At 54.6% G+C, this 1,012-nt stretch carries 1 pseudogene; it reads right to left on the reverse strand.

Annotated features, from left to right (window positions below):
• Position 1: 1 nt before the first annotated feature.
• Positions 2 to 1,012 (reverse strand): annotated as a pseudogene (locus GGQ68_RS24080) (IS3 family transposase); the annotation flags it as partial.

Below are 1,012 nucleotides of genomic sequence, written 5' to 3' on the forward strand. Positions count from 1 at the left end.
TTTAAGCCACCTTTCGTTCGAAGGCGCCCGGGCTTTTCCAGCCCAGTGCTGAATGGCGGCGTCGCGGATTGTAGAACCCATTGATGTATTCAAAGATCGCCATCTCAGCCTGTCTGCGGGTGTTCCATGTGTCCCGCCAGTTTAGCTCTGCCTTGATGGTTTTGAAGAACGCGTCAACGGCAGCATTATCATAGCAATTCCCTTTGCCACTCATCGACGCTTTGAACCCGTGCTGATGCAGGATTCTCTGATAATCATGCGAACAGTATTGGCTGCCACGGTCCGTGTGGTGAATGCAGTCCTGAGGCGGCGCACGGAAGGCTATAGCCATCTTCAATGCCCTGATCGCAAGGTCACGCTTCATCCGATTGCTAACAGCCCAGCCAATGACACGACGGGAATGCAGATCCAGGATCACAGCCAGCTAGAGCCAACCTTCACGCGTCCAGATATAGGTAATGTCCCCAGCCCATTTCTGGTTCGGACCATCTGCTGCAAAGTTCCTATCCAGCAAGTCAGGCGCGATGTTGAACTTATGATTGCTGTCCGTCGTGGCCTTATGTTTGCGCGTTCTGACCACCGATATGCCGTTCTGGCGCATCAAACAGCCCACGCGGCGATGGCCGATGTTCAGGCCGATCTCCTTCAGCTCGTCGGTCATTCTCGGACGGCCATAACTAGCCCAGACTGAGGCGTGACTGTTCTTTGATGTGGGCCAACGTCACCATATCAGACCGCTGCCTGCGGCTGGCAGGACGGCTACGGAATGCCCGGAGACCACGTGAACTGACGTTCATGACACGACACATCCGTCCAAGAGAAAACGTGAACCGGTGTTCTGCGATGAACTTGAACCTCACGGCTTTTGGCTCGCGAAGAACACCGTGGCCTTTTTCAGGATTTCCCTTTCCTCCTTGAGAATGCGGTTCTCGCGCCGAAGCCGATCATTCTCTTGAGCGAGGCCAAAATCCTCTTTTGACACCACATCCGTGTCTCGGTGCGCCGTGATCCA

The sequence above is a fragment of the Sagittula marina genome, from assembly GCF_014196795.1.
Classification (GTDB): domain Bacteria; phylum Pseudomonadota; class Alphaproteobacteria; order Rhodobacterales; family Rhodobacteraceae; genus Sagittula; species Sagittula marina.